Annotated in this window: 15 protein-coding genes and 1 riboswitch; of the genes, 7 read left to right on the forward strand and 8 right to left on the reverse strand. The window is 73.3% G+C overall.

Going from position 1 to position 22,274, the window contains the following annotated elements:
• Positions 1-78: 78 nt before the first annotated feature.
• Positions 79-609, reverse strand: a complete 531-nt coding sequence (locus tag IFT72_RS09895) for a hypothetical protein (RefSeq protein ID WP_192046285.1) — start codon at positions 607-609, stop codon at positions 79-81.
• A gap of 698 nt (positions 610-1,307) precedes the next feature.
• Between IFT72_RS09895 and IFT72_RS09900 the strand changes: the two genes are divergently transcribed.
• Positions 1,308-2,009 carry an Abi family protein gene (locus IFT72_RS09900; RefSeq protein WP_192046286.1) on the forward strand — a complete coding sequence of 234 codons (702 nt, stop codon included), beginning with the start codon at positions 1,308-1,310 and terminating at the stop codon, positions 2,007-2,009.
• A gap of 1,155 nt (positions 2,010-3,164) precedes the next feature.
• On the opposite strand, the gene IFT72_RS09905 is transcribed toward IFT72_RS09900, so the two are convergent.
• Together IFT72_RS09905 and IFT72_RS09910 are read right to left on the reverse strand one after the other, a co-directional pair.
• Positions 3,165-4,097: an aldose 1-epimerase family protein gene (locus tag IFT72_RS09905; RefSeq protein WP_167260219.1), complete on the reverse strand. Its 933-nt coding sequence runs from the start codon at positions 4,095-4,097 to the stop codon at positions 3,165-3,167.
• The gene (locus IFT72_RS09910) at positions 4,094-4,918 is read right to left on the reverse strand and encodes a DeoR/GlpR family DNA-binding transcription regulator (protein ID WP_255465524.1); all 825 of its coding nucleotides are present in this window, start codon (positions 4,916-4,918) and stop codon (positions 4,094-4,096) included. Before IFT72_RS09910 ends, IFT72_RS09905 begins: the two co-directional genes overlap by 4 nt.
• Before the next feature lie 79 nt (positions 4,919-4,997).
• Here IFT72_RS09910 and galT point away from each other — a divergent pair, with 79 nt between their 5' ends.
• The gene (galT, locus tag IFT72_RS09915) at positions 4,998-6,101 is read left to right on the forward strand and encodes a galactose-1-phosphate uridylyltransferase (RefSeq protein ID WP_056057103.1); all 1,104 of its coding nucleotides are present in this window, start codon (positions 4,998-5,000) and stop codon (positions 6,099-6,101) included.
• Entirely contained in the window at positions 6,098-7,321 is a 1,224-nt protein-coding gene (gene galK, locus IFT72_RS09920; RefSeq protein WP_192046287.1) for a galactokinase, read from the forward strand. Before galT ends, galK begins: the two co-directional genes overlap by 4 nt.
• Positions 7,322-7,559: 238 nt before the next feature.
• On the opposite strand, the gene IFT72_RS09925 is transcribed toward galK, so the two are convergent.
• Both IFT72_RS09925 and glyA read right to left on the reverse strand, forming a co-directional pair.
• A complete protein-coding gene (locus IFT72_RS09925; protein ID WP_056059029.1) occupies positions 7,560-8,453 on the reverse strand; it encodes a bifunctional methylenetetrahydrofolate dehydrogenase/methenyltetrahydrofolate cyclohydrolase in 894 nt (297 codons plus the stop codon).
• Between the two features lie 86 nt (positions 8,454-8,539).
• Positions 8,540-9,814, reverse strand: a complete 1,275-nt coding sequence (gene glyA, locus IFT72_RS09930) for a serine hydroxymethyltransferase (protein ID WP_056057107.1) — start codon at positions 9,812-9,814, stop codon at positions 8,540-8,542.
• 63 nt (positions 9,815-9,877) lie between these two features.
• Positions 9,878-9,963: riboswitch (ZMP/ZTP riboswitch) on the reverse strand.
• A 77-nt stretch (positions 9,964-10,040) separates the two neighbouring features.
• On the opposite strand from glyA, the gene clpS reads away from it, so the two are divergent.
• The 3 genes from clpS (at position 10,041) to IFT72_RS09945 (ending at position 12,975) form a co-directional block, all read left to right on the forward strand.
• Complete coding sequence (gene clpS / locus IFT72_RS09935; RefSeq protein ID WP_056057109.1) at positions 10,041-10,343, forward strand: ATP-dependent Clp protease adapter ClpS; 303 nt, start codon at positions 10,041-10,043, stop codon at positions 10,341-10,343.
• Positions 10,340-10,804, forward strand: coding sequence for a DUF2017 domain-containing protein (locus tag IFT72_RS09940; RefSeq protein WP_371741243.1), 465 nt, complete (start codon positions 10,340-10,342; stop codon positions 10,802-10,804). Before clpS ends, IFT72_RS09940 begins: the two co-directional genes overlap by 4 nt.
• A 116-nt stretch (positions 10,805-10,920) precedes the next feature.
• On the forward strand, positions 10,921-12,975 hold the full coding sequence (locus tag IFT72_RS09945; protein WP_192046288.1) for a protein kinase: 2,055 nt from the start codon (positions 10,921-10,923) through the stop codon (positions 12,973-12,975).
• A 61-nt stretch (positions 12,976-13,036) separates the two neighbouring features.
• Here the strand turns inward: IFT72_RS09945 and IFT72_RS09950 are convergent, their stop codons facing one another.
• The 3 genes from IFT72_RS09950 to IFT72_RS09960 form a co-directional block, all read right to left on the reverse strand.
• Entirely contained in the window at positions 13,037-17,377 is a 4,341-nt protein-coding gene (locus IFT72_RS09950; protein WP_192046289.1) for an FtsK/SpoIIIE domain-containing protein, read from the reverse strand.
• 93 nt (positions 17,378-17,470) lie between these two features.
• Positions 17,471-18,898: an ABC transporter substrate-binding protein gene (locus IFT72_RS09955; RefSeq protein ID WP_192046290.1), complete on the reverse strand. Its 1,428-nt coding sequence runs from the start codon at positions 18,896-18,898 to the stop codon at positions 17,471-17,473.
• Positions 18,895-21,753, reverse strand: coding sequence for a hypothetical protein (locus IFT72_RS09960; protein WP_192046291.1), 2,859 nt, complete (start codon positions 21,751-21,753; stop codon positions 18,895-18,897). The genes IFT72_RS09955 and IFT72_RS09960 overlap by 4 nt, the downstream gene beginning before the upstream one ends.
• Before the next feature lie 206 nt (positions 21,754-21,959).
• Here IFT72_RS09960 and IFT72_RS09965 point away from each other — a divergent pair, with 206 nt between their 5' ends.
• Positions 21,960-22,241 (forward strand): hypothetical protein, encoded by a 282-nt coding sequence (locus tag IFT72_RS09965; protein WP_056057119.1) that lies wholly within the window; start codon positions 21,960-21,962, stop codon positions 22,239-22,241.
• Positions 22,242-22,274 lie beyond the last annotated feature (33 nt).

Consider the following 22,274-nt stretch of genomic DNA (forward strand, 5'->3'; position numbering starts at 1 on the left):
AGGTCTGTCACCAGCCTTCGACTGGCGAGTGGCACGAGGAACATGGATCGACCCGACGTGGGCGCCCCGACGACCCACTCACTCGCGATGTTCCGTTATCAACCCATTAACTTGAGCAGCGTCGGCCTCTTGCGAGCCAGACGCGCGCTGCGAGCGTGGGGGTTTCGCGTCCCGGCACAGCAGCCAACGCCTCTTTCGCAACTTAGGTTGTACGCGGATCTCAGGCTCACCGACGACCTCGTGGGGCTTACGGCTTTCAACGTCGTCGGTAGCTAAGCGGTTTGGGGTGTCCTGATCCTCCTCAGGCGAGTGCTTTCGAATCCACTCCTCGCGCGTCTTTCGTTTGCCATTCCGCAACATCATGCCGCCGATAATGAGAACAACAGCCGCGCCTGCAAGTGCGAGAACCGCGTTCCAGGGATTGGGTTCCGTTTCAGATTGGGCTGGCTCGGACGCTTGCATTTCGCGTAGCAACATCCAAAAGAGGATGTAGCCGAGTAAGGCAAGGATCCAACCGAAGGCTTCGGCAAACAGACCGCCAAGAGTTTCCCAAGTTGTCTTGGGTCCCCTCTGTCGGTAGTCCATGCTCTTCGCCTGGTCGGCAACCATGCCAGCTAGGACTCTCCGCTCATGCGAACCCTCCCCGAGCTGGGACATGAGCGCAACGAGTCTCTCCAAACGCCTTAGACGACCACGCGAAACTAGACCGCCGCTAATGGTGCTCGCTGCCGCAACGACTACTCCACCGATGGCAGCAATGCCAGTTAGATCCACTTCGAACCCCTTCCCGTGTGCACCTAGTGCCTTATCGGCTGGGGCGGCTCATCAGTTAGTCCATGTTCGCGGGACACCTTCGTATTTCTTCCCCAGCGAACGGAGGCGCCTCCGTAGAAGCCGCATCGCAAGCACGGGGCGATGGCCTCGGAGGCGGCTAGTGATCGCTTTGGCACTCCACAACTAGAGGCATCTCTTCGCACGGACTACCGCGCCCGTTGGGAGCGAGCGAGGCCACACCTCAAGAGACATCAAGCGCTGACAAAAAACCACACCCTTGCCCGCTACTTCGTGCACCCACACACTTCTTCGGCGAGCCGGGCGACACACGCTCTTGCTGCGCTAGGGGCACCTGGGGCCACACCGCACAGATTACTTTTGCCCAGGCCACCAGTCATCGACCTGCACCTTCTCGGCGTGAATACACGCTGAAACGCAAAGCGCCCACCAGCCGCAAGGCTGATGGGCTACTTCGAGCGTAAACGCGTCGGATGAACTCGCGTCTTCACTTACGACTCTACTACTCTAATCGAGTGCCTGCCAAACTCGTCGACCTCGTAAGCGAGCCTCGGTTCGCCCGGTATCGCAGCCACGCGAAAAACGACGAACCGCTAGCCGAGGAGCTTTATGCCTTCAACCTGCGACTCGCTTCAAGTGCGTTCAAGGCCATCCAGATGTGCGAGGTAGTCGTGCGGAACAGCATGGACCGTGAACTGCGTGCATGGAACGTCAAGCAAGGTGAAGATGCCGGCTGGACGCTCACCCCTGCGCCCATGCTCAAAGGTTGCTTCTACGACAACGCCAAAGATCTTCGAGAGGCCAAGTCAAAGGCTGATCGGGCAGTAAGCGGTGGAAGGCCAGTCGTCCACGACGACGTGCTAGCGCAGATGAGTTTCGGCGCATGGAGATACCTTCTTCCACCCAGGGGAACTCATCACGCGAAGCAGCGAATTTGGGACGATGCACTAGTCAATGCTTTCCCGAACAAGAGTGCGCACACGCCCGTGACATCGCTGGCGTCCTGGTTAGGTATCGCTTACGACTTCCGCAACAGAGTCGCTCACCATGAGCCCGTCTACCACCTTGACCTTCAGGCAAAGCGCCGGGCCATGGCGGACATTGTCGACGCAGTTAGCCGTGACGCCAAGAAATGGTTTGTATCCCAGGACGTCCTAGCGACTGACATTCGCGAGTTTCAGCAGTTTGTGAGTCGAAACAAAATCAAATTGGGATAGGACGTTTCCGCGGACGAGGGGCACGTTCGATCAGCTTGAGTCCTCGATCGCCAGTGGCAACATCCCGTATGACTGCTCTCCTAGGTTCACCTCTCAATTCCTCAACGCGCGCCGTGACCATCGCGGGCCCGGTGCAGTCTGATGAACCAGGAGCACGACCAGAACAGTTCGACGATCGACGCAACCACGGGCGCGATGTTCGCCTACGTGGCAGGCATCGATGCTCCGCTGGGCTCGGGATGGCGCTCAGCAAGTGTTTCCAAAGGCCACAAGAGTGCGCCAAATTCCTACTTTTAATCCGCGGGTCGTGGGTTCGAGCCCCACGGGGCCCACGACGCACGCGCGTGACGCACAGGAGGCCCTCCCCGACCTGGGGAGGGCCTCCGACGTGCGAGGGTGGGGCCGTCATCACGTACCCCTACGTGGCGGCCCCACCGCAGGGGCGCGGACCCGAATCCTGCCCCCGACACCGGGCGTCTGGTCACCGCCCGGTACCCGACGAGCGTACGCCATCTCGCGGCACGACGGGAGGGGATCTCACCATCTCAGGGCCGTTCCGGGGGACACCACCCGGGTGGTCTCTGCGGGGCCGGAGTCGACTTGGGGCATGACCAGCAGTTCTCCGGTGCGGGGCGTCGCCCTGGCGAACCCGGAGGGGTTCAGGTGGCCCGACCCGAATCGGGCCACCTCGCGCGGGATCCGAGAGGATCTCCTGTCGCTTACCCGAGATCGATCAAACCACCGGCGGGAGCGGCCCCGCGTCCCCCATTCCGAGTGCCCCTCGCACGGGGACGATGCCCGACCGGGGCTCGACGGAGGCGCCACCAGGGCGTGAGGGAGCGCCGCCGAGCAGGGCCCCGGGGCCGGAAGAGGCGTGCCCCCGCCGAGCGCGGTGCGCGGGCGGGGGCACGTGCGCCGACGATGCAGGACGCCATTCGGATCAGGAAAAGAGCGGCCTGCGTCTACGTCGACGGCGTTCGTCCGGTAACCAGCCGGAACGAGTCGACACGCTACCCCGATTCGCCCCCGCCGCAGAAGGATTCCCAGCAACTTGCGCATTTAGGACAATTTGCTGGTCACCCGACCCGCGCCTCCGGACAGGGCCAGGCGGAGGCGCGGGTCGGCCCGGCTGCCGCCCCCACGCCCGACGCCCGGTCAGCCCGCGACGTGGCGGATGCCCCAGGAGCCCGACCAGCGCTCGCCCGGCTCGAGGCGGAGGAGCCCCTCGCCGGTCGCGAGGGCGTTCGGCGGCGCCGTCATCGGCTCGGCGGCCACGGCCAGGCCGAGGACGCCGTCGCGGGGGAAGTTGCGCGGGGTGAACACCTGCACGTAGCCGAACGAGGCGTCCTGCCAGAGCTCGGTCGCCGTGCCGTCCGGAGCCGTCAGGCGGGTGCGACGGACGCCGTCGTCGCCCGGTGCGACGTCACGGTAGGGGGTGTCGAGGTCGAGGTCGCCGACCACCGGCGCTCCGCGGAGGTCGTAGGCGGTGCCCTCGACCGGCTCGGTGCCGGTGGGGACGCCGCGCTCGTCGACGACGAAGCGCGTCGCCGCGTCGAGCGACACGGTGAGGTCGGCCACGTCGACGTCGCCCACGCGGAGGAAGGGGTGCGCCCCCACCGCGAACGGCGCCGGCCGCGCGCCGACGTTCTCGACCTCGTAGCTGACCCGCAGCCCGTCGGCGACGAGCTCGTGCCGCACCGTCAGGTCGAGCTGCAGCGGCCAGCCGTGCTGCGGGTAGACCGTCGCCGCCTGGGTGACCGCGTGCTCGTCGCGCTCGACGAGGCGGTAGCTGGTGTACCGCAGCAGGCCGTGGCTGGCGTTGCCCTTCGACGGCTCGGTGATGTCGAGCTGCTGCGCCTCGCCGTCGAGCGACCAGCGGCCGCCGTCGACGCGGTTCGGCCACGGGAAGAGGGTGATGCCGCACGCCGACGGCGGCACGACCGTGTCGGGGAAGGTCTCGGTCAGCGCGCGGCCGTCGACGGTCAGCGACCGCAGGCCGGCGGCGACGGAGGTCACCACGGCCTCGACGACGCGGCCGTCGACCTCTCGGCGCAGGTGCAGCTGGTCTCCGGTGGGTGAGCTCGTCACGGTCGTCCTCTCTCGTCGTCGTGGTCGGCCTCGACCACGGTCAGGCCCGCGGCGCGCAGGGCGGTGACCCGGTGCTCGTCGGCCCCGGCGGTCACGAGCCCCTCGAACACGTCGAGGGGGCCGATGACGCCGAGGTGCGCCTCCCCCAGCTTGCTCCCGTCGGCGACGATGTAGCTGCGTCGGGACGTCGTCGTCATGAGCCGCTTGAGGTCGGTCTCGGGCAGGTTGACGTTCGTGACGCCGTGGTCGGGGTGCACCCCGGTGCAGCCGATGAAGGCGATGTCGGCCGTGATCGCCGAGAAGACCGTGGTCGCGAGCGGGTTCACCAGGGAGTGCTGGAGCGGCCGGAGCGTGCCGCCCGAGACGATCACCGTGAAGCGCGGCACCGCCTGCTCGAGGGCGAGGGCGATCGTCAGGCTGTTGGTCACGACGACGACGCCCTCGAGCTCGTGCCGCTCGAGCAGCGCCAGCGCGATCTGCGTGGTCGTCGTGCCGACGTCGAGCACGACGCAGTCGCCCGACCGCACCAGGGCCGCGGCCCGCACGCCGATCGCGTGCTTGGCGTCGATGCCGACCGCGCTCTCCTCCTCGAAGGGGCGCTCGACCACCGGGCGGTCGACCGAGAGCGCGCCGCCGTGCACGCGCGAGACGAGGCCGTCGGCGGCGAGGCTCTCGAGGTCGGTGCGGATGGTGACCTCGGAGAGCCGGAACTCGCGGGCGAGCTCGGCCGTGCGGACGAAGCCCCGGCGGCCGACGAGGTCGGCGATGCGGTCGCGCCGCCGCTCGCCCGGGAGGGGCTGGTCGGCGGATTTGGCGTTCACGGGGTCATCTTCGTATGCTTTCACCTGCTTTCGCAAATGCAGGCTGCAGCCGTGGGAGCGCCGACCCCGAGGAGGGACAATGGCACCCATCGCCGTCCGCACGTCGACCCTGGCCGACGGTCGCGAGCTGATCTGGTTCGACGACGCCGACACGACGCTCGGCAGCGAGCGCCGTGTCGACGCGCGCGTGCTCGACCCGCGGCCCGAGACCGCCTCGATGCGACAGGACCCGCTCACCGGCGACTGGGTGTCGATCGCGGCGTCGCGCCAGAACCGCGTCTTCCTCCCCCCGGCCGAGCTCGACCCGCTCGCGCCCGCCAGCGAGACGAACCCCTCCGAGATCCCCGACGTGTACGACGTCGCCGTGTTCGAGAACCGCTCGCCGTCGTTCGGCCCCGCGCTGACCGACCCCGACGCCCCCGCCGGGCTCGACGACCTCGCCGAGATCGGCCTCGGCCGTGTGCGCCGCAGCGTCGGCCGCTGCGAGGTCGTCTGCTTCAGCCCCGACACCGTCGGCTCGTTCGCGACCCTCAGCGACTCGCGCGCCCGCACGGTGGTCGAGGCCTGGGCGCACCGCACCGAGGCGCTCAGCGCGCTGCCCGGCGTCGAGCAGGTCTTCCCGTTCGAGAACCGCGGCCAGGCCATCGGCGTGACCCTGCACCACCCCCACGGCCAGATCTACGCCTACCCCTACGTCACCCCGCGCACCGCGTCGCTGCTGCGGAGCATCGAGGCCTACGGCCCCGACCTCTTCCACGACCTGCTCGAGAGCGAGCGCCAGGGGCCCCGCGTCGTGCTGGCCGGCGAGCACTTCACCGCATTCGTGCCGTTCGCGGCACGCTGGCCCATCGAGATCCACCTGCTGCCGCACCGCCACGTGCCCGACTTCGCCGGCCTCACGAGCGACGAGCGCGACGAGCTCGCGGTCATGTACAAGACGCTGCTGCGCGGCCTCGACGCTCTCTACGGCGACGAGACGCCCTACATCGCCGCCTGGCACCAGGCGCCGGTCTCGGTCGGCCGCGACACCGTGCGGCTCATGCTGCAGATCACCTCGCCCCGCCGGGCCGAGACGAGGCTGAAGTTCCTGGCCGGCTCGGAGGCCGCGATGGGAGCCTGGGTGGGCGACCTCGTGCCCGAGGCCCAGGCCGACCGACTGAGAGAGGCGATGACGCGCGCATGACCACCACCGACACCCCGGGAGGCACGGGTCAGGCCCGCAGCTACGCCTCCGTCTTCGACTCCCCCGTGGCCGGCACGTGGTCGGCGCCCGGCCGGGTGAACCTCATCGGCGAGCACACCGACTACAACGACGGCTTCGTTCTGCCGTTCGCGATCGACAAGCGGACCGTCGTCACCGTCGGCCGTCGCGACGACCGCCTCCTCCGCGTCGCGAGCACCTTCGACGAGGGCGTCCACGAGATCTCGCTCGACGAGCTCGACCCCTCGGCCATGTCGGGCTGGTCGGCCTACGTCTTCGGCATCGCCTGGGCCCTGTCGGTCGCCCCGCAGCACGCCGACGCCCCCGCCTTCACGGCGGCCGGCGGCGACGTGTCGTCGATCGACCTGTCGGCCGCCCCCGGCCTCGACGTCTTCGTCGAGTCCGACGTGCCCATCGGCGCGGGCCTCTCGTCGTCGGCGGCCCTCGAGTGCTCCGTCGCCGTCGCCGTCACCGAGCTCTGGTCGCTCGAGGTGAACCGCCCCACCCTCGCCGCGGTCGGCCAGCTCGCCGAGAACGACGCGGTGGGCGCGCCCACCGGCATCATGGACCAGTCGGCATCGCTGCTCGGCCGGGCCGACTCCGCGGTCTTCCTCGACTGCCGCAGCCTCGAGGCCGACGTCGTCGACCTGGGCTTCGCGGCCGCCGGGCTCGAGATCCTCGTGGTCGACACCCACGTCGAGCACGCCCACGCCACCGGCGGGTACGTCGACCGCCGGGCGTCGTGCGAACGCGGGGCGGAGGCGCTCGGCGTCACCTCGCTGCGCGACATCGACGTCGACGACCTGCCCCGCGCCTCCGACCTGCTCGACGACGAGACCTACCGCCGCGTGCGGCACGTCGTCACCGAGAACCAGCGCGTGCTCGACACCGTGCGCACGCTGCGCACCGAGGGCCCGGCGGCGATCGGCGCCCTGCTCGACGCCTCGCACGTGTCGATGCGCGACGACTTCGAGATCTCGGTGCCGCAGCTCGACCTCGCGGTCGCGACCGCCCAGCGCTCCGGCGCGGTCGGGGCCCGCATGACGGGCGGCGGCTTCGGCGGGTCGGCCATCGCCCTCGTGCCGAGCGACCAGCGCGACGCCGTGGCCGACGCCGTCACGGCGGCCTTCGCCGAGGCGGGCTACACCGCCCCGACGATCTTCACCGTGCACCCTGCCGAGGGCGCGCGCCGCGAGAGCTAGGCGCGGGCGGCCGCGGCCGTCGGCCGGGCCGGCTGGTGCCGGCCGGTGCCCAGCGGCGCCAGCCGGCGCTAGCCGGCGCCACCGGCACTCTCGACGACGGGCGAGCACGACGAAGGCGGGCCACCGTGGTGGCCCGCCTTCGTCGTACTAGCCCGTTCACGGTCGGCGCGGATCTAGGCCGGCGGCGGCGGCCGCCGCGCAGCCGCAGCCGCCGCGCGGCCGCGCGGCCGCGTCGCCGTCACGCGTCGCGCTCGGCGGCCTCCACGACGTTCTTCAGCAGCATCGCCCGGGTCATCGGGCCGACGCCGCCCGGCACCGGCGAGAGGGCACCGGCGACCTGCGCCACCGCCGGGTCGACGTCGCCCCGCAGCTTGTACTTGCCCGTCTCCTCGACGAGCACGCGCGTGATGCCCACGTCGATCACGGTCGCCCCGGGGGCGACCCAGTCGGGCTGCACCAGCCCGGCCACGCCGGCCGCCGCGACGACGATGTCGGCGCGGCGCACCTCGGCCGCGACGTCGACCGTGCGCGAGTGCGTGAGGGTGGCCGTCGCCTCGAGGCGGGTGAGCAGCAGGCCGAGCGGCCGCCCGACGGTGAGGCCCTGGCCGATGATCGTCACGTGACGGCCCGCGATCGGCACGTCGTAGGCGCGCAGCATCTCGACGATGCCGCGCGGCGTGCACGGCAGGGGCGTGTCGATCGAGCCCTTGCCGCCGGGCACGGCGAGCACGAGCTCGCCGAGGTTGACGGGGTGGAGGCCGTCGGCGTCCTTCGCCGGGTCCATCAGCTCGAGCATCGCCGTGGGGTCGATGCCCTCGGGCAGGGGCAGCTGGATGATGAAGGCGGTGACGGCGGGGTCGGCGTTCATCGTCTCGATCGCCGCGCGGATCTCCGCCTCGCTGGCCGTGTCGGGCAGGTCGAGGCGGATCGACTCGATGCCGACCTCCGCGCAGTCGCGGTGCTTGCCGGCCACGTACGACAGCGACCCGGGGTTGGCCCCCACGAGGATCGTGCCGAGCCCGGGCACCACGCCGCGGGCGCGCAGCGCGTCGACCCGGACGCGCAGGTCGGCCTTGACGGCGGCCGCGAGGGCCGTGCCGTCGATCTTCACCGCGCTGCCCGGCCCCGCGATGAGCGGGCGGTCAGCGGGCTCGACGGGTGCCGTCGCGGGAGCGCCGGGTGCCGCGTCGACCGCGGCTCCCGGCTCGACGCCGCCGCTCACGCGTAGAGCGGGAACGCGTCGGTGAGCGCCTTCACGCGCGCCGCCAGGGCCTCGATGTCGGGCTCGGGCATCAGCGCCAGGGCGATGACGTCGGCGACCTCGGTGAACTCCGCGTCGTCGAAGCCGCGGGTCGCGAGCGCCGGCGTGCCGATCCGGACGCCGGAGGTGACCATCGGCGGGCGAGGATCCCACGGGACGGAGTTGCGGTTGACGGTGATGCCGACCTGGTGCAGCAGGTCTTCCGCCTGCTTGCCGTCGACCTCGCTGGCGCGCAGGTCGACGAGCACGAGGTGCACGTCGGTGCCGCCGGTGAGCACGTCGATGCCGGCCGCCTTCGCGTCGGGCGCGGTGAGGCGCGCGGCGAGCAGCTGGGCGCCGCGGATGGTGCGCTCCTGGCGGTCCTTGAACTCGGGCTCGGCCGCGAGCTTGAAGGCCGTCGCCTTGGCCGCGATGACGTGCATCAGCGGGCCGCCCTGCTGGCCGGGGAAGACCGCGGAGTTGAGCTTCTTGAAGAGCGGCTCGTGGTTCGACAGGATCACGCCCGAGCGCGGGCCGGCCAGGGTCTTGTGCACCGTCGACGAGACGACGTGGGCGTGGGGCAGCGGCGACGGGTGCAGGCCCGCGGCGACGAGGCCGGCGAAGTGCGCCATGTCGACCCAGAGGTACGCGCCGACCTCGTCGGCGATGGCGCGGAAGGCCGCGAAGTCGAGCTGGCGCGGGTAGGCCGACCAGCCGGCGATGATGACCTTCGGCTTGTGCTCGAGCGCCTGGCGACGCACGGTCTCCATGTCGATGAGGTACGTCTCGGGGTCGACCTCGTAGGCCACGGCCTTGTACATCTTGCCGGAGAAGTTGAGCTTCATGCCGTGGGTCAGGTGGCCGCCGTGGGCGAGCTCGAGGCCGAGGATGGTGTCGCCGATGCTGGCGATGGCGGAGAGCACGGCGGCGTTGGCCTGGGCGCCCGAGTGCGGCTGGACGTTGGCGAAGTCAGCGCCGAACAGCGTCTTGGCCCGCTCGATGGCGAGGTTCTCGGCGACGTCGACGAACTCGCAGCCGCCGTAGTAGCGACGCCCCGGGTAGCCCTCGGCGTACTTGTTCGTCAGCACCGAGCCCTGCGACTCGAGCACGGCCCGCGGCACGAAGTTCTCGGAGGCGATCATCTCGAGGTAGTCGCGCTGACGGCCGAGCTCCTGCTCGAGCACCGCGGCGATCTCGGGGTCGACCTCGCTGAGCGGGGCGTTGAAGGTCGAGGGCGTCTTCTGGGGGGTCATGGCAGGGCTCTCTCTACACGGTCACGGGACGAGGGCGGCACGAGGTGCCGGTTCTTCAGGTGGCGTGGTGGCCCAGGCGTACGGCCACGTACCGTGTGTGCGTCGCTCCCCGATGGTCGACCATCTGAACGCCAGTCGCGACCCGTCGAGCATACCTCCGCGGGCAGGGGCGCGGGAGGCGCGGAGGCGGTCGTGCGGACCGCCGCGGCGTGGCACGCTGGGGGGCGTGACGCAGACCCTGGACGACACGCGCGTCGGCACCGAGACCGACCCGCGCCTCCTCGTCGCGCCCGACCGCCCGTGGGTCACGCTGGTCTGGGACGACCCGGTCAACCTGATGTCGTACGTGAGCTACGTCTTCCGCAGCTACTTCGGCTACTCGGCCCGCGAGTCGGAGCGGCTGATGATGCAGGTGCACACCACCGGCAGGGCCGTCGTCGCCACCGGCCCGCGCGAGGAGATGGAGCGGCACGTCGAGGCGATGCACGACTTCGGCCTCTGGGCGACCGTCTCGAAGGCCGACGAGTGATCCCCTTCCGTCGCGGCCGGGACGGCATGGAGCTCACGCTGCCCGACCACGAACGCGCCCTGCTGGCCGACCTCGTCGCGCAGCTCGTGAGCGTGCTCGAGGGCGGCGACCCCGGCGACCCGGCCGTCGCGCGCCTCCTGCCCTCCGCGTACCCGGACGACGAGGAGGCGGCGGCCGAGTTCCGCAGGTTCACCGCCGTCGACCTGACCGCCCGCAAGGTCGCGAACGCCCGACGGGTGCTCGACGACCTCGGCCCGCCGCCGACCTCGCGGCTCGACGAGGCCGGGCAGCAGTCGTGGCTGCGCACCCTGACCGACCTGCGGCTGGTGCTCGGCAGCCGGCTCGGCGTGACCGACGGAGGGCCGGCGCCGACCGACGACCCGGCCGCCCTCGTGATGAACGACGTCTTCGACTGGCTCGGCTACCTGCAGGAGAGCCTCGTGCAGGCGCTGACGCGCTGACCCCCGCTCGGGGTCGGCCACGGCACCGTCTCGGGCCTGCCGACGAGGGGGCGTCGCCGTAGGATGGGCCCCGGGGCGACGGCGGGGGCCCCGCCGTCCGAGGGGGAAGGGGAGACGTGGCGCAGTCGCGATCCGGCGAGGCCCTGGGGGCGTCGTACCGCCTCGTCGAGCTGATCGGCTCGGGAGCGGCGGGCGAGGTGTGGCGCGCCACGGTCGCTCCGCACGACGACCAGGTCGCCGCCAAGCTGCTGAAGCCCGAGCACGCCGCCGACCCCGGGCTCGTCGAGCGATTCGTGCGCGAGCGCTCGGTGCTCGTCTCGCTGCGGCACCCCGGCATCGTGCGCGTTCGCGACCTCGTGGTCGAGGGCGACCGGCTCGCCATCGTCATGGACCTCGTGCCCGGCGGCTCGGTCGGCGACCTGCTCGAGCGGTCCGGCCCGCTGCCCGCCCGCGACGCCCTGACCATCGCGGCCGAGGTGCTCGACGCTCTCGCCGCCGCCCACCAGCGCGACGTCTCGCACCGCGACGTGAAGCCCGACAACGTGCTGCTCGCCGAGCCCTGGCACCCGGGGCTCGCGGGCGCCGTGCGCGTCAGCGACTTCGGCATCGCCTCCGTCGTCGGCGAACAGGACCGCCGCACGACAGGCCTCCTCGGCACCCCGCAGTACATGGCGCCCGAGCTCATCAGCAACGGGCGCTCGGGGCCCGCCGGCGACGTCTACGCGACCGGCGTCATGCTCTACCAGCTGCTCGCGGGGCGCACGCCGTTCGCCGGTCCGGGCACCGACTTCACCGTCGCCTACCGCCACGTCACCTCGACTCCCCCGCGGCTCGACCTGCCGGGCGACGTCTGGGCGGCGATCGACGGCCTGCTCGCCAAGGACCCGTCTGCGCGCCCCGCCGCGGCCGTGGCCGCCGAGCGCCTGCGCAGCCTCGCCGCCGCCCACGCCGACCTGCCCGCGCTGGCCGCCGTCGAGGCGCCCGAGGGCTTCGACGAGATCGAGCGTCCGGCGACGATCGTGCGCGGCGCCGCGGCCTCGGGAGGCGGCGCCTCCGACGGGTCGACCGCCGAGCTCGAGAGCGCGCTCGCCCACGGCACCGACGTCGCACCCGAGGTGCAGGAGGCGCGGCCCGACCTGGGCACGGACGGCTCGGCCACCGTGGTGCGGCCGCTGCGACGCCCCGTCGCCGAGCCGGCCACGGTCGTCGACGCTCCCCCGCCCCCGCGGCTCGAGCGCGTCCGTCAGCTCGCCGGGTCGCGACCCGGCTGGCTCACCGGACGCGTCGCGGCCCTCGGCGGCGTCGGCGTGCTGCTCGTCGTCGCGCTGGTCGTGGGCCTCGTCGTGCTCGTGCCGTCCGGGATGGGCGGCGAGGCGTCCGCGCCCGCCACGGCCAGCGCCACGGCGAACCAGCAGGACCAGGCGCTGCCGACCGGCCTCGGGGTCTCGCGCGACGCCTCCTCGGACACCGCCGCCGGCACGGTGACCCTGGCGATCACCTGGTCGGCGCAGGCCGCACCCCTCTCGGGCCCGCTGCTCGAGGTCGTGCCGGGGCTCGACTCCGACGCCGCGTGCCCGCCCGTGCGGTGGAGCTCCACCGAGGGGCCCGTCTCGGCGACCCGCAACCAGCCGTCGCTGACGGGCGTCTCGGCACCGTGCGGCTGGACGGTGTCGGGCGTCGAGGTGCCCGCCGGCGGCTCGGTCGAGGTCGAGGCGACGTTCCCCCTCGCCGTGGCGGACGCCGCGGCGCTCGACGAGTGGCTGGACGCCGCGGCGACCGCGACCAGCGAGGCCGTCGGGTCGGACCGCGTGAGCGGCACGGCGTACCCGGTGCAGCGCCTCCGCGACGTCGTCGTGACGACCCCGTCGCGCACCGTCAGCCAGACGGCCCTGCCGGTCACCCTGGTGCCCGTCTGGCCGAGCGGCCCCGACGAGCTGAACCCGCTCTACACGAGCCCCAGCACGGGCACGCCCTCGCAGATGCTGCAGGACGTCGCCGGCGGCGAGGCGGGCGTGCGCTTCGCCGACGGGTGCTCCGGGGCCCTGGCGGTCTCGACCGACGGCCTCGTCGTGACGGCGCTGTCGATCGCCCCGCAGTGCGTGCTCCGGGCCACCGTGGGCAACTTCACGGCCCTCGAGAGCTCGACGTTCGGCATCACCGCCCGCGACTGACCCGCGGAGAGCCGCCGGCCGGCAGTGGTCTGCAGACCGCCGCCCGCCCGCACTCCGAGGATCAGGCGCTCGGGCTGATGGTCTGCACGAGCCGCACCGCGCCTCCCACGCAGGCGTAGCCGCGCCCGCGGCTGAGCGCGACCGGCGCGCGCCGCGGCAGGGTGGCGCCGAGCAGGTCGCCGTCGTAGTCGACGTCGGGCTGCAGCAGCACGCCGCAGCGGGCCTTGCGGACCGTCTTCGTCCAGTGGCTGTAGAGGGTGCGCAGGTCGGCGGACCGGCCCGCGGCGACCACCGTCACCGGCGTGCGGCTCGCGAGCAGCGACGCGATCGACTGGTCGGCGTCGTCGAACCGCTCGGCGTCGTCGATCAGCAGCACGACCGGGCCGCGCTCCAGCCGCAGCGACGCGAGCAGCGCCGGGACCTCGTCGACGCCCACGGCGACGCGGTCGAGCCCGGCCGTCGCGAGGGGCGAGCGCCGGTCGCCGATGCCCCAGACCGCGGGCCGGTCACCGGGCAGGGCGCGGATCGACTCGGCGAGGGCGCAGAGCAACGTCGACTTGCCCGACCGGGCGGGCCCGGCGATCATCACGTGCTCGCCCTCGTAGACCTCGAGCTGCGCGGGGGTCAGGTCGTCCTCGCCGATGCCGATCGGCAGCAGCCACGGCTCGCCCGTGAGCACGGGCGCGAGGTCGAGCTCGTCGACGCGGACGTCGTCGGGCAGCTGGCCGATGGCGTTGGCCTTCGGCGGCGTGCCGGCCCAGGCCCCTCGCACCTGCGCCACGGCCGCGGCCAGGTCGCCCTCGGGCGTCGCGACGTGCATCTGCAGCCCCGTGACGGTGTCGACGCAGCGACCGGGCACCGCGGCCGGGACGCTCTTGCCCCGGATGCCGTAGGAGGCGTAGTCGTACTGGTCGGCGAGGCGGTACAGCCACTTCTGCGTCGTGACCTCGTCCATCGCCGACGGCACCGCCTTGGCACGGGTCGTCGACACGGCGAACGAGAGGCCGAGGCCGGGGCCGTCGGCGTAGACGCGGTAGAGCAGGTCGAGCAGCTGCTGCCCCTCGTAGTCCTGGTACTCGTCGCGGAGGGCGGCCAGGCCGTCCAGCAGGACGACCGCGCGCCTCCCCGTCCCCGGCGACGCCCGACGCACCTCGAGCTCGGTGCGCAGGTGCCGCAGGAACCGCGCCTGCTGCTCCTTGGCCCCCGTGCCCGAGCCGACGTACGCGACGGTGTGCGGCAGGTCGGCGAGCGGCGCGAGGCCGCGCGAGCCCATGTCGAGCACGTAGAGGTCGAGGTCGTCGGGCGAGGTCTCGCGGGCCATCGTCAGCGCGATGCTCGAGAGGGTCGTGCTCGTGCCGCTGCCGACGATGCCGAGCAGCATGAGGTTGCCCTCGTCGAGCCGCCAGCCGGCGGGGCTCTGCCGCTGCAGGTCGGGCTCGTCGGCGAGGGCCACGGCGACGAGGTCGCCCCGGACGCCGCCCACGACGGGCACGGCGGGCTCAGCGGGCAGGGCGGGCACGGCGGGGGCGGCGCCGGCTGCGGCCGCGACCGCGACCGCGACCGCGTCGACGGTCTCGGGCCCGGCCGCCTCGGCGAAGCCCTCCAACGCGACCCGCTCGCCCAGCGCCTCCGGCCAGACCTGCCGCGGCGGCGCGATGCCGGCGTCGGCGTTCGCCTGCACGACCGCGTCGATCAGCACGTCGAGGTCGGCGGCGTCGTTCGCCGTGGCCCGAGGAGGCGCGGGAGCGGCCACCGGCACGCCGAACGCCCCGATCTCGCGAACGTCGACGGCGCCCGCGGCGACCTCCTGCGCGCGGCCCGTGACGAGGGCGGTCTGCACGGGGGTGATGTCGTCCTGGCCGAGCTTCACGTAGGCGCGGCCGGTCTGCGCACGCCCGATGCCGGCGGCCGCGGGCACGCCGATAACGTTGCTCGAGTCCTCCCGGCTCTGCACGCGCAGCGCGACGCGGAGGTTGGTGTTGGCGAGGATGTCCTCGTTGACGACGCCGGCGGGGCGCTGCGTCGCGAGGATCATGTGCACGCCGAGCGTCCGGCCCACGGCCGCGACGCTGACGAGCGACGACAGGACGTCGGGGAAGTCCTTGGCGAGCATCGCGAACTCGTCGACCACCAGCAGGAGGCGCGGCATGGGCTCCGCCGGACCGGTGCGGAGGTACGCGTCGAGGTTGTCGACGTCGTCCCCCGCCTCGGCGAAGACGCGCTGACGGCGCTCCATCTCGGCCTCGAGCGCCCGCAGCGCCCGGTCGGCGAGCTGCTCGTCGAGGTTGCTGATGGTGCCGATGGTGTGCGGCAGGCGCTCGCAGGCCTTGAAGGCCGCGCCTCCCTTGAAGTCGATCAGCACGAAGGTGAGGCGGGTCGGGTCGTTGCGCGCCGCGAGCCCGGCGACGAGCGAGCGGAGGAACTCGCTCTTGCCCGAGCCGGTGGTGCCGCCGACGAGGCCGTGCGGGCCGTCCTCGACCAGGTCGAGCGTGAGCACGCCCGTCTCGGCGGAGCCGATGGGCGTCGAGACGCCGGTGTCGGCCGCCCACATCGCGCGGATCGCCTGGGCGTCGAGGGCCTGGTGGCCGAGCAGCTCGGGGAGGCGCACCAGCGACGGCAGGGAAGCGCCGGGCACGATCAGCTCGGGGTCGTCGAAGTGCGCGAGGTGGCGGGCGCACTCCTCGGCGGCCTCGAGGGTGACGCCCGCGAGCACGACGTCGTCGACGCGGGCGCGGTCCTCCGGGCGGTGCACGGTCGCGGCCGCGTCGTCGCCGACGACGATGACGCTGGTGCAGGCGGCCGGGAGCTGCTCCTCGGAGGTCGCGATGACGATGCCGCTGACGCGGTGCGGCCGCTCGCCCGGGCGGAGGCTGACGCCGGGCACGCTCCGGCCGTGGCCGAGCAGGGCGCGGGCCGGGGCGTCGCGACCCTCGGTGAGCACCTCGGAGTCGAGCACGACGAGCAGGGCCGGGGTGGGCATCTCGTCGACGGTCTCGCGGAGGCCACGGAGCACGGAGGCGCTCGCCTCGCGCTGCGCCGACATCCACCGCTCGCCCGTGCTGCTGCCCGCGCGGCGGGTGTGCGGCAGCCAGGAGGCCCACTCCCAGTCGGCCTCGCGGCCACGGTCGCAGAAGGTGCCGACCGTGAGGTCGGCGGGCCCGCAGTGCACGGCCGCCTGCACGAGGAGGCTGCGGGCGAGGGCGAGCGCCCCGGCCCGGTCGCCGACGATGCCGACCACGCCGGCGTCGCTGAGGTCCACGACGACGGGCGCGGCGGGCAGGAGGCCGGCCTCGAGCGCCTCCTTGACCTTCTCGTCGCGGCGGGAGACGCCGCGGTCGTCGACCTCGGGCTTCCAGGGCACGTCGCCGATGCCGCCGTGCAGGGCGAGGAAGTCGTCGTCGCCCGCGCGGCGCTGCCACAGCTGGGTCGTCGGCACGGCCGGGCGTCGCAGCACCGTGGCCGGGTCGGGGGCGAGCTCCTGACGGCGGCGCACCTCCTGGGCCGCAGCGTCCGCGATCTCGCGGCGGAACGCCTCCACGGCGGTCGCGAAGCGCTCCTCCTCCTCCTCGAGGTTCTTCCTGCGGCGGTGCTTCTGCTCGAAGTACATGCCGATGGCCATCACCGGGCTGAGCAGGGCGAAGAGCGCGAAGCGGGCGTCGCCGAGCAGCAGCACCATGGCGCCGGCCAGCACGAGCGGCGCCACGACGGTGATGACGCTGAACTTCGAGGCCGGCGGCACGTCCTTGCGGGTGGGCGGCAGCACGGGCTCGATCTCGCCCACGCGGCCTGGGCGGGGCGGGCGGTTGAAGGGCGCCGTCGCGGCGGGTGTGAGGTTGTGCAGCGAGCCAGGAGCCGGCACGGTCGACTCGGGCAGGTCGGGGCGCACGATCAGCACCGCGCCGCCCACGATCACGGTGGTGCCCTCGGTGACGCGGACGCCCTCAGCGCCCACCTTCTCGCCGGCGACGACGGTGCCGTTGGTCGAGCCGGAGTCGCGGATCAGCACGCCGTCGTCGTCGAGCTCGACCGTGCAGTGCTCCCAGGAGGCGCTGGCCGTCGGCAGCACGAGGTCGGCCTGCGGCGAGCGGCCGACGACGAGCGGGCGGGTGCGGGGCACCTCGACCACGCGCCCCACGGCGAGCCCGCCGGCGAGCGTGACGTTCCAGCCGGCGACGCGGGCCGGCCGCGTCGTGGCTGTGCGGGCGACGCGCGACCCCTCGAGCAGCACGAGCTCGCGCAGCGGCGTGCCGACCGACACGGCCGAGGCGTCGACGAACAGGTCGTCGTCGGGCCCGACGGAGCAGCCCGCGGCCTCGACCAGCTCGGCCAGGGTCGCGGAGCCGCGCCAGCGGTCGACCTCCACGCTGCGTCGCTGGTCGTCCAGCTCGATCACCACGCGCATGCGGGTCTCCCTCTCGTGCCGCGGGCCGAGCGGGGTCGGCCTCGTCGTCGGTGCGGGGGCGGCGGCGTGGACCACGACGCCGCCCGGGCGGTGCTAGTCGGTCGTCGGCCCGGCGAACCAGACCAGGCGGGCCACCCCGGCGTCGGCGGCCGGGCGGAGTCCGAGGGCCTCCGAGGAGGCGTGCAGCACCTCGACCTCGCCGGTGTTGGGCTCGTCGGCGCCGAAGTCGAGCGCCGGCCCGGCGATGCCGTCGGAGGCGACGAGCGAGAGCGAGCCGAGGGCCGCGGAGACCTCGGCCGGGTCGGAGCTGCCGGCCGCCGAGACGGCACGGACGAGCGCCAGGACGGCGTCGTGGCTGCGCGAGTCGGCCTGCGCGGCCACGGCCGAGAAGGGCTGGTCGCCCGTGAGGTTGACGGCGTCTCCGTCCCGGGCGAGCACGCGCACGCCGGCCAGGAAGGCCGACATCGTGCGGCCGGCGGCGTCGGAGCGGAGGGCCACGGCGTCGTCGGTCTGCACGCCCACGGTCGTGAGGTCGCCGGCCAGGCTGCCGCCGCGCTCGCTCAGCGCCGCGGTGAACGCCGGGCTCGTCGCCTCGGGCGTCAGCACGACCGGCACGGGCAGGTCGGCGGACTGGAGGGCGGCCACGAGGGCGGCCTGGCGCGTGGCCGAGCCGCTCAGCAGCACGGCGGTGGCGGGGACGGCGACGGCGGGGGGCGCCGCCTCCGCGGGGGCGTCGGGGTCGACGTCGGTCGACGGTGCCGCGCCGGCGAGCCGGGCGACCTCGTCGGCGACCGCGGTGTCGTCGCCGACGGCCGAGGCGACCAGGATGTCGGCCACGGCGACGCCGGCCGGGCTGCCGCCGCCGAGGTCGACGAGCAGCGTGTGCGTCGACCCGCCGAGCGCGGCCTGGAGGGCGGCGCCCGTGACGGCGGCGTCGGGCGCGGTCGACCAGGCTCCCTCGCCGGAGCCGCCGGGCACCTCCGCGTAGGGCAGCACGACGGGCACGCCGGCCTCGCGGGCGGCGTCGACCGCGCCGGAGACGTGGCTGCCCGAGCTGGCGACGACGATGCCGGCGACGCCGTCGGCGACGAGCACCTCGACGGCCGCGCGGGCGCCCTCGGCGCTGCCGCCGTCGTCCTGCACGGAGAGCGACACGTCGCTGCCGCCGAGCTCGAGACGGCGCTCGGCGACGAGGCCGCCCTGGGCGGCTGCGGCCCACGCAGAGCCCTCGCCCTGCCCCAGCGTGATCACGACGCCGACGGTCGTGCCGTCGGGCACGTCGGAGGCGCGGATCGCCACGGGCACGGAGGCCGGCACCGGGTCGGCGACCGCACGCTGGTCGCCGCGCACGGCCACGACGACCGCGACGACGACGGCCGCGACGACCACCACGGCTCCCGCCGCGAGCAGGAGGCGGCGACGGGGGCGCCGCGGACGCGTCTCGTCGACGCCGGTCTGCTCGGCCGGCTCGGCCGCGGCCGTGCTGCGGGAGGAGGCGTCGGACGGGCTGGCGTGGCTCACTGGTCGGCTCCGATCCGGAAGGACCACAACGTGGTCGAGGTCGCGCCGGCCGGCACGTCGAGGTGGAACGCCGGCAGCGTGGCCGCGGCGTCGACCGACGCCGTGAACTGCGCCTGCTCGCGCATGATGCCCGCGACGTCCTCCGCGCGGATGTTGGCGTAGCCCGACGCGCTCTTCGAGGCGAGGGCCAGCTGGTAGTCGGCAGTGTCCGACTTCGCGGCGCTCGTGGCCATGGCCCCGAGGATGCCGGAGCCGTTCACCTGGCGGTCGCCGAGGTCGAGCATGACCGCGGCGAGGTCGGCCGTGAGCAGCGTGCGGGCACCGTCGACGTCGCGCGTCGAGGAGGCCGTGCTCTGGGCGATGCGCTCGAGGGTCGAGGCCGTCTGGGCGTCGACGGCCGTGGTGAGGGCCGCCGTCTGCTCGTCGATCGTACCGCGCTGCTCCTCGATGGTCTCTCGGGCGTCGCCGACGACCACGTCCGACGTGGAGGTGAGGCCGGCGATCGAGCGGGTGAAGGCGTCGACGACCGAGGCCTGGCTGACGGCGCCCTGCTCGGCGACGACGCGCACCTGCTGGCCGACGAGGGCCTGGACCTGCTCGGCGACGTCCTCCGAGGTGTCGGCGAACGCCTCCTCGACCTGGTCGGCGAGGCCCTGCTGCTGGGTGCGGACGCGCTCCAGGCGGACGCCCAGGTCGGCAGTGTCGGCAGTGGTGACGGCAGCGGCCTCGCGGAGCTGCTCGACGGCGCCGTCGACCGAGCCGTCGCCCGCGGCGACCGCGCGACGGACGTCGGCCGCCGCGGCGGCCAGGTCGTCGCCCTGCTCGTCGAGGTCGGCGAGCACGAGGCCGAGGCCCTGCGTGTCGTCGTCGACGTCGGTGATCGCGACCACGTCGTCCCAGGCTGCCAGCTGGTCGTCGAGGCGCTCGGCGAGGGAGGCGCGGTACGGGAAGGGTGCATCGAGCTGGACCGGCGTCGGGGCGGGCTGCCCCGGCTCGACCTCCGTGCCCCCGTCGTCGGCGCAGCCCTCGGCGACCAGGTAGGAGCGGAGGCGCTCCACCTCGTCGCGGCTGATGCCGGGGCCCCCGCCGCCGTCCTGGACGACGTCGCAGAGCTCGGCGGCGACCTTCTCCGCCTGGGCGCGCATCGACCCGATCTGCTGCTCGTCGCCGATCTCGCGGCGGGCGCTCTCGGCGCGGTCGTGGAGGCCGTCGACCTGGTCGCGCAGCGTGCGGGTGCTGGTGCGCACCGACGTCACGGTGGCGTCGAGGGCGGTCAGGGCCGTGGCCACGGCCGAGTCGGACGGGTCGACGGCGAGGGCCTCGATCTGCGCGGAGAGGTCCACGAGGTCCGCCGTGACGTCGGCGTGACGGTCGAGGGCGGCGTCGGCGAGCTCGGGCTGGAGCGACTCGGCGAGCTCCTCGCCCTGGCCCACGAGGCCGACGAGTGCGAGGGTGACGAGCAGCGAGGAGCCGTAGAGCGAGCAGGTGAGCGACTGCTGCGTCGCGCAGATCTCGGCCGTGGGCTCGGCCGGGCCGACCGTCGATGCGAGCGACGCCGAGACCTCGTCGCGGCAGAGCGCGCTGGCCTGGGCGTAGGCGTCGAGCTGCGTCGCCATCTGCAGGAGGCTGCCGTAGACGCTGCCGGCCTGCTCGGGGGCGGGGACGACCGCGGCGCAGCCCTCGCCGTCGAGCGTCACGGCCGGCGCGGTCGCCGTCGTGTCGCCGAGCAGCGTGTCGACGCTCGTGACCGTCGTCTGCAGCTGGGAGAGGACCGTCGACTGCGTGGCGGTGACCGTCGCGCCGAGGTCGCTCTCGAGAGCGGTCAGCTGCCCGCTCAGGCCCTGCATGGTGCTCGCGAGGGAGGCGCTGCTGTCGCGGAGCTGCTCCGCCGTGCGGACGCCGAGGGTGTCGGAGGTGCTCTCGAGGTTGGTGCGCACCTCGGTGATCGTCTCGCCCGCGCGGCTCAGCACGAGGTCGACGTCGGAGACGAGGGCGATGGTGCGCTCCTGCAGCGCGAGCTCGCTGGTCGAGCTGTCGTCGAAGGCCGAGGCCAGCACGCCGTCGACGGAGAGGTCCGTGGAGAGCCCCGCCTGGGCGGCGAGGTCGAAGGTCGGCGATCGGAAGTCCGCGACGTCGGCGACGAGGTGCAGGGTCGTGCTGGCGCCCGAGCGGGGCGGGGCGAGCAGCGCGCCCCACTGGACGACGGCGTCGCCGCCGTCGTTCGTGCTGACGATGCCGTCGGTCGCCCCGGCGGCGCCGGAGGCGTCGGTGACGACCGAGCTCGGCGAGACGCCCTCGAGCACCGTCGAGGCCGCGAGGCTGAGGGGGGCGCCGACCAGCGCGGGGTCGGTGCGCGACGAGCCGGCGACGTCGTAGGTGAGCTCCTGCGGCGCCACCGTGAGGTTCTCGACGGTCAGGTCGATCTCGACCCGCCCGTCGAAGCCGTCGAGGTCGGCGAGGTCGGTGCCCGACCGGTCGCCGGCACGGTACGACGTGCTCACGCGGATCGGCAGGTCGTCGGCGACGTCGGCGGGCACGTGCTCGGTGCTGCTCGTCGAGGTCGTGCCGGTGGTGTCGTCGACGGAGACCGTCGTGCTGTCGACGGCCGTGATCGACCCGTCGCTCGACAGGGTGGTGGCGACCGACTGCAGGACGCGGGTGGGGTCGGTCACCTCGGGCGCGCCTCCCGTGCAGCCCGTCGCGACCACCGCGACCACGCCGACCACGGCGACCGCCGACAGCCCCCGGGCGCGGCGGAGCGCCCTCCCTCGTCGGGCGGAGCCGGTGCCCCGCGTCGTGCTCGTCTGCGCGTCGGAGCGCACGGCGACGCCCCCGTCGTTCGATCCCCAGGTCATGACGACCAGTCCCCTCGTGATGACGTTCCTCCGCCCAGAGTAGCCGGAGGCGGTGCACCGACAGATCGGTCGCACGCCCCCCGAAGGGGGACCGACGGATCGGTCCACGAGGGTGCATCCTCGACGAGACGAGGTAGTCTCGTCTCGTTCCGGCCCCGGGGGCGCGTCTCGCGCAGGGCCACACCACGATGAAGGGGTACATCACCATGTCTCGCGTTCTCTCCACCGAGCAGGCCAAGACGGCCATCCAGCAGCTGCAGTCGATCGTCAACGGCGGCTTCACCGACCAGATCACCCAGCTCGACGCCCAGGGCCGCATCCTCTCCGACGCCAACGTCTGGGACGGCCCCCTCGCCGCCACCTTCCGCGGCTCGACCTGGCCCGAGACCAAGGCCGCCCTCGACAAGGCCAAGACCGAGCTCGAGCAGCTCCGCACCCAGCTCGACAAGATCTCGCAGGACATCTTCACCGCCGGCGGCGGCGCGTAGCACCACCCGAGGTCCCGGCTGCTCCCCCGAGGG

Origin of the sequence: Frigoribacterium sp. CFBP 8754, from assembly GCF_014841815.1 — a bacterium.
GTDB lineage: Bacteria > Actinomycetota > Actinomycetes > Actinomycetales > Microbacteriaceae > Frigoribacterium > Frigoribacterium endophyticum.